Source organism: Actinokineospora sp. NPDC004072 (genome assembly GCF_053604195.1).
The window spans coordinates 542,690-549,786 of sequence record NZ_JBSGHB010000001.1; the positions used below are offsets into that span (position 1 = coordinate 542,690).

General features: G+C 72.3%; 5 protein-coding genes and 1 pseudogene. All 6 read left to right on the forward strand.

Annotated features, from left to right (window positions below; all coding sequences use genetic code 11):
* The first annotated feature begins 70 nt into the window (after positions 1-70).
* Positions 71-823 (forward strand): methyltransferase, encoded by a 753-nt coding sequence (locus ACWEPX_RS02285; RefSeq protein WP_451895246.1) that lies wholly within the window; start codon positions 71-73, stop codon positions 821-823.
* Between the two features lie 59 nt (positions 824-882).
* The gene (locus ACWEPX_RS02290) at positions 883-2,811 is read left to right on the forward strand and encodes a KedN5 family methylcobalamin-dependent radical SAM C-methyltransferase (RefSeq protein ID WP_451895247.1); all 1,929 of its coding nucleotides are present in this window, start codon (positions 883-885) and stop codon (positions 2,809-2,811) included.
* A gap of 41 nt (positions 2,812-2,852) precedes the next feature.
* Positions 2,853-3,884, forward strand: coding sequence for a polyprenyl synthetase family protein (locus tag ACWEPX_RS02295; protein ID WP_451895248.1), 1,032 nt, complete (start codon positions 2,853-2,855; stop codon positions 3,882-3,884).
* A 41-nt stretch (positions 3,885-3,925) separates the two neighbouring features.
* A pseudogene (gene ispH, locus ACWEPX_RS02300) lies at positions 3,926-4,744 on the forward strand (4-hydroxy-3-methylbut-2-enyl diphosphate reductase); the annotation flags it as partial.
* A gap of 72 nt (positions 4,745-4,816) precedes the next feature.
* A complete protein-coding gene (locus ACWEPX_RS02305; RefSeq protein ID WP_451895266.1) occupies positions 4,817-6,613 on the forward strand; it encodes a 1-deoxy-D-xylulose-5-phosphate synthase in 1,797 nt (598 codons plus the stop codon).
* Positions 6,610-7,097 (forward strand): flavodoxin-dependent (E)-4-hydroxy-3-methylbut-2-enyl-diphosphate synthase (locus tag ACWEPX_RS02310; RefSeq protein WP_451895249.1); only part of this gene is annotated, 488 nt, incomplete at its 3' end. The genes ACWEPX_RS02305 and ACWEPX_RS02310, both read left to right, overlap by 4 nt.

Below are 7,097 nucleotides of genomic sequence, written 5' to 3' on the forward strand. Positions count from 1 at the left end.
TTCTCGGCAAGCCGATCCCCTGATTCGCCACGTGCGCCGGAATCACCTGTCGACGCGAAGTTGGGACACTATGGAAGCGCGTGATTTCGAGCTGCTCATCGGCCAGAACATCATCGACCGGTACCAGTCCGACAACACCCGACCGGAGGTTTTCCACCTGGTCGGCATGGAGTGGGACCTGCTCGACGACGTGTGGCCGCCGACGTATTCCCCGGGCGGGGAGCTGTTCGCCGACCGGATCCCGTTCGCGGAGATGAGCGCGTTCCTGGAGATGGGCTGCGGCACCGGGATCATGTCGGTGCTGGCCGCGCTGGCCGGGGTGCAGCGGGTGCTCGGCCTGGACATCAACCCGGCGGCCGTGCGCAACACCGAGCTGAACGCCCAGCGCCACGGCGTCGCCGACCGGGTGACCGCCCGGGTCAGCAACCTGTACTCGGCGGTCGAGCCGGGCGAGCGGTTCGACGGCATCTACTGGAACCCGCCGTTCCTCAACGCCCCCGAGGACGGCGTGGACTCCTCCATCTGGCACGAGACGATGTTCGACCCGGCGTACGCCAAGCTGCGCCGCTTCCTGTCCGAGGGCCGCGACCTGCTCACCCCGCGCGGCCGCGCCTACCTGTGGTTCGGCGAAGCGCTCGGCAACCCGACGCTGGTGGGCGACCTGGCCGCGGAGACCGGCTACGCGCTCGACGTGCTGCAGAAGGTCGAGATGTCGGAGATCCCCGAGGCGCTGGTCGACGCCTTCCCCGCCGACCTGACCGGTGGGGAGGGCGATGGCGGCGGCGCGTGGCACCTGCACCTGCTGGAGCTGAAGCCCCGGTGAGCGCCCGACCGCGACCACCGCTTCGCCACCCACCCGAACCAGCGCGAGGGGACACACCGATGGTAGATCGGCCGTTGCAGGTCTGGCTGGTGCAGCAGGGCGTCTGGGCCATGTCGCTGGAGTCCATGCCGCTGGCCTCCGGCTATCTCAAGGCCACCGCGCTGGCGCAGGCCGACATCGCCGAGCGCGCCGACATCCGCATCCACAACTTCGACGGCGGCAGCACGCTGTTCGGCATGGCCAACGACCTGTTCGCCGCCGGGACGCCGGATGTGATCGCCTTCTCCGTGCTGGGCTGGAACTACCAGGAGTTCGCCGCGCTGGCCGAGACCTTCAAGCAGCTCAACCCCGACGGCTGGGTCGTCTTCGGCGGCAACCACGTCTCCCACCAGGCCGCCCGCGTCTTCGGGATGCACCCCTACGTCGACATCATCGTCAACGGCGAAGGCGAGTTCACCTTCTGCGACCTGCTGCGGGCCCGCCTCGACGGGCAGTCGGCCCGCGCGCTGCACGCGATCGACGGGATCTCCTTCCAGGCGGGCGACGGCGAGGTGGTGACCACCGAGGACCGGCCGCGGATCGAGAACCTCGACGACATCGCCTCGCCGTTCCTCACCGGCGCGATCCCGCTGGCAGGCCCGGACGGGGAGTTCCCCTACGACGTGGCGCTGCTGGAGACCAACCGCGGCTGCCCGTACAAGTGCTCCTTCTGCTACTGGGGCGGCGCGGTCGGCCAGCGGGTGCGCGCCTTCTCCCGGGAGCGGCTGCGCGCGGAGATCGAGCTCTTCGCCCGGCACCGGGTGCACACGCTGGTGCTGTGCGACGCCAACTTCGGGATGATGCCCAGCGACCTGGAGTTCGTCGAGGACGTCATCGCCGCGCGGGAGCAGTACGGCTACCCCAAGAGCATCGAGACCTCGTGGGCGAAGAACAAGTCCGCGGTGTTCTACAAGATCGTCAAGGCGATGAAGGACGCGGGCCTGCACAGCTCGTTCACCCTCGCGCTCCAGACGCTGGACGAGGACACCCTCGACCTGATGAACCGCCGCAACATGAAGGTCAACGATTGGGAGAGCCTGGCGGAGTGGCTGGGCAAGGAGGGCCTGGACTGCTACGCCGAGCTGATCTGGGGCGCCCCGGGCGAGACGATCGAGACGTTCATGAAGGGCTACGACCGGCTGGCCAACCACGTCTCGCGGGTCGCGGTCTACCCCATGCTGATCCTGCCGAACACCACCTACCACACCGACCGGGAGCGCTTCGGCCTGGTGACGGTGCGCGGCAACACCGACGACTTCGAGTACCTGCTCTCGCACGACACCATGTCACCGCGGGACAACCAGTACATGCACCGGTTCATCTTCGTGTCCCGGCTCATCGCCGAGAACCCGGTGCTGCGGTTCGTCTGGGCGCCGCTGCGCACCCTGGGCGGCATCACCCAGTCCGAGCTGATCCGGTCGCTGATGGAGTGGTTCGAGACCGACCGGCACCCGATCGCCGAGCCGTTCCGCGCTGGCATGGTCAACTCGTTCACCGACTCCGACGTGCTCGCCCCGGTGCTCACCCTGCTCTACGGCAACGACGACGCCAAGGACATGCTGCGGCGCTGGTGGAGCGAGTGGACGATCCCGCGCGTGCGGACCGAGGTGCGCCACCTGCTGGACACCGTGTTCGAGTACGACCTGATCACCCTGCCCGCCTACACCATGCCGTCGCAGGAGCCATCGCCGCGGCACGCCAACGAGACGCTGCCGCAGGTGGAGATCGACGGCGACGGCTACTACGTGTGGCGCGACGGGTGGAAGGGCTTCGACGTGCCCGCGTTCAGCCTGGCGCTGCGCCGCGGCGAGCCGTACGAGCACCTGCTGACCGACTCGGTGCACTCGCTCTACTACAAGGTCGGCGCCGACCACTTCCTGCCGTCCACCAACCACGAGGAGATCCTCTACTACATGGGCAGGCTGGGTCGCCAGCTGGCACGGTCCTGACAGGACTCGATCCGTTCGTTGCGCACCACTGGAGGGAAACGATGTCCGGTCATGTGACGATCGACCCGCTCGCCGACGGCGCAGGCGAACGGCAGCCCCCCGGGGTGGACGGGGTGGACGCGGTGGCCGCCGGGCTCACCGGGCGCTGGCAGGGCGAGTCGAGCCTGCTGGCCGCCATGTGCGCGCACGCGCTGGTGCCCGCGGGCAAGCTGTTCCGGCCGATCCTGCTGCTGGAGTCGGCCCGCGCGGTCGGCGGCGACCCCGCGGTGGTGCTGCCCGCCGCGGTCGGCGCGGAGTCCGGGCACGTGGCGAGCCTGGTGCACGACGACATCATCGACAACGACGACCTGCGCCGGGGGCGGCCGTCGGTGCAGCACAAGTACGGCGCGGACAACGCCATCATCGCAGGCGACGCGCTGATCTTCGACTTGTTCGTCGCGCTGGCCGAGTGCCGCCACACCGGCGCGGCCCCCGACCGGATCGTGGCCGCGCTGGACGTGGTGGCGCGCTGCGGGATCGACCTGTGCCGCGGCCAGAGCCTGGAAGCCGAGCTGTGCGAGCGGCTGGACTTCGACATCGACGCCTACCTGACGATGGTGCGCTGGAAGACCGCGGCGCTGTTCCGCGGCGCGTGCGAGTGCGGGGCGCTGCTGGCGGGCGGGGACGAGGGGGCGGTGCTGGCGCTGGGCGCGTTCGCGGAGAACCTGGGCTGCGCGTTCCAGATCCACGACGACGTGATGGCCTGCACCCGCGACACCGACGCGATGGGCAAGCCGGACACCAGCGACGTGCGCAACGGCAGGCTGACGCTGCCGGTCATCCTGGCCTACCGGGCCGCGGGCCCGCAGGACCGCGACGCGATCACCGCGGTGCTGGTCGGCGGCGGCGACCCGGCGGGCAGGCGGGCCGCGCTGCTGGCCATCCTGGAGCGCACCGGCGCGATCGGCGCCGCCACCGCGCTGGCCAGGCAGTACTGCGAACGCGCGATCGCGGCGCTGCGCCCGCTGCCCGACTCGGCGAGCCGGGACCGGCTGCACGGCTTCGCCCAGGCCGCGATCGACCGGGACCGGTGAGCGCCGTGGCCGCCGAGCCGACCGATCCGCCGCGGCGCGTGGTGCTGGCCGAGCCGCGCGGCTTCTGCGCGGGGGTGCGCCGCGCCATCGACATGACCGAGCGGGCGCTGGAGCTGCACGGCCCGCCCGTCTACGTGCGCAAGCAGATCGTGCACAACCACTTCATCGTCGGCGTGCTGGAGCGCAAGGGGGCGCGGTTCGTCGAGGAGATCGCGGAGGTGCCGCGGGGCGGGGTGTGCGTGCTGTCCGCGCACGGGGTCTCCCCCGCCGTGCGCGCCGCGGCGGCCGCGGCCGACCTGCACGTCATCGACGCGACCTGCCCGCTGGTGGCCAAGGTGCACCAGCAGGCGAAGCGGGCCACCCGCGACGGCCGGGTGCTGCTGCTGATCGGGCACGCCGACCACGAGGAGACCGAGGGTACCCGGGGCGAGGCGCCGCAGCGGACCATCGTCGTGGAGACCGCCGCGGACGTGGACCGGCTCGACCTCGCGCCGGGCACCCCGGTCGCCTACCTCACCCAGACGACTCTGTCGGTGGACGACACCGCCGATGTGGTCGCCCGCATCCGGCAGCGGTTCACCGATGTCGCCGAGCCGTCGAGCGACACCATCTGCTACGCCACCCAGAACCGGCAGACCGGCATCAAGTCGCTGGCCCGCCAGTGCGAGCTGATCCTCGTCGTGGGGTCGGCGAACTCCAGCAACTCGCAGCGGATGGTCGACGTGGCTCGGTCGGCGGGCGTGCGCGCCCACCTCGTGCCGGACGCGGGCCACCTGCGCGCCGAGTGGCTGCGCGGTGTGCGCGCGGTCGGGCTCAGCTCCGGGGCCAGCGCGCCGGAGGTCCTGGTCGACGCGGTGCTGGTGCGGCTGGCCGAGCACGGCTTCGACCAGGTGGAGGTGGACCGCACCGCGGTGGAGGACATCACCTTCTCGATGCCGGGCAGCGGGTCCACCGGGCACCGGCCCCGGCCGCTGCTGCCCTCGATCCGGCAGCCGTCGGACCTGCGGCGGCTCACGGTGGCCGAGCTGGCCGACTTGGCCGCCGAGTTGCGGGCGCTGCTGGTGGCGGAGGTGTCCCGGACCGGGGGGCACCTCGGGCCGGGGCTCGGCGTGGTCGAGCTGACGCTGGGGCTGCACCGGGTGTTCGACTCCCCCGCCGACCGGATCCTGTGGGACACCGGCCACCAGGCGTACGTCCACAAGGCGCTGACCGGCCGGTGGGGCGAGTTCGGCCGGATGCGGGCGCGCGGCGGGCTCTCCGGCTACCCGTCCCGTGCCGAGTCGCCGCACGACATCATCGAGAACTCCCACGCCTCCACCGCCCTGTCCTACGCCTACGGCATGGCCACCGCCGACCGGCTGCGCGGGGTCGAGGACCGCAGGGTGGTCGCGGTGGTCGGCGACGGCGCGCTGACGGGCGGGATGGCGTGGGAGGCGCTGAACTCGATCGGCGGGGACGGCGCGCGGGTCGTCATCGTCCTCAACGACAACGGGCGGTCGTACTCGCCCACGGTCGGTGGGCTGGCCCGGCACCTGGCTGGCGCGCGGCCGCACACGTTCTTCCCGGCCCTGGGCATCGACTACCTCGGGCCGGTCGACGGGCACGATGTGGTGGCGGTGCAGCGGGCGCTGCTGCGGGCCCGCGACGCGGCCGGGCCGGTGGTCGTGCACTGCCTGACCAGCAAGGGGCGCGGCCACCGGCCCGCGGAGGACGACCAGGTCGACCACTTCCACGCGGTGCGGCCCGCGGGCGCGCCCGCGTCCCCGGGCGGTCCATCGTGGACCTCGGTGTTCGGGGACGAACTGGCCGCCATCGGCGGCAGGCGCCCCGACGTCGTGGCGATCACCGCTGCGATGCGCGACCCCACGGGCCTGAGCGCGTTCGCCGCGCGCTTCCCGGACCGGGTGCTGGACGTGGGGATCGCCGAGCAGAACGCGGTGACCACCGCGGCGGGGCTGGCGATGGCGGGCCTGCGCCCGGTCGTGGCGATCTACTCGACGTTCCTGAACCGGGCCTTCGACCAGGTGCTGCTGGACGTGGCGCTGCACTCCTGCCCGGTCGTGTTCGTGCTCGACCGCGCGGGCATCACCGGCGACGACGGACCGTCGCACAACGGGATGTGGGACCTGTCGCTGCTCAACATCGTGCCCGGCCTGCGGGTCGCGGCCCCGCGCGATGCCGCGTCGCTGCGCGAGGCGTTGCGCGGGGCGCTGGCGACGACGGACGGCCCGTGCGCGATCCGCTTCCCGAAGGGGGCGGTCGGCCCGGACCTCCCCGCGGCCTTCTCCTACGCGGGGCTGGACGTGCTGCGCCCGGACCCCCGCGACGACGTCCTGCTGCTGTCGATCGGCGCGATGGCGCGCACCTGCCTGGACGCGGCCGCGCGGCTGGCGGCGGCCGGGATCGGGGTGACCGTGGTCGACCCCGGCTGGGTGCGGCCGGTGAACCCGCTGCTGCGGGTCATGGCCCCGCGCTTCCGCGTGGTCGCGGCCGTCGAGGACAACCTCACCGCGGGCGGGTTCGGCTCGGCGCTGGCCGACGACCTGCGCGCGGCCGGGGTCGGCACGCCGGTGGTGGGCTTCGGCATCCCCCGGCGCTTCCTGGCCCACGGCAAGCGCGGCGAGGTGCTGGCCGAGTGCGGCCTGACGGCCGAGGCGATCGCCGCGGACCTGGCGGCGCGGGTGGCCGCGCCCGCGCGGGAAGCCGAGCCGAGCGGGGTGGTCGGATGAGCGTGCACCTGGGCATGCCCGGGCCCGCGGCGCTGGCGCGGCGGCGGCCCACCCGGCAGATGCGGGTGGGGCCGATTGGGGTGGGCAGCGATTTCCCGGTGTCGGTGCAATCGATGACCACGACTTTGACGGCCGATGTGAACGCCACCTTGCAGCAGATCGCCGAGCTGACCGCCGCAGGCTGCGACATCGTGCGCGTGGCCTGCCCCTCCCAGGACGACGCCGAGGCGTTGCCCGCTATTGCGCGGAAGTCGCAGATCCCGGTGATCGCCGACATCCACTTCCAGCCCCGCTACGTCTTCGCCGCCATCGAGGCCGGGTGCGCGGCGGTGCGGGTCAACCCCGGCAACATCAAGAAGTTCGACGACAAGGTCAAGGAGATCGCCGCCGCCGCACGCGACCACGGCACCCCCATCCGCATCGGCGTCAACGCCGGATCGTTGGACCCCCGGCTGCTGGCCAAGCACGGCAAGGCCACCCCCGA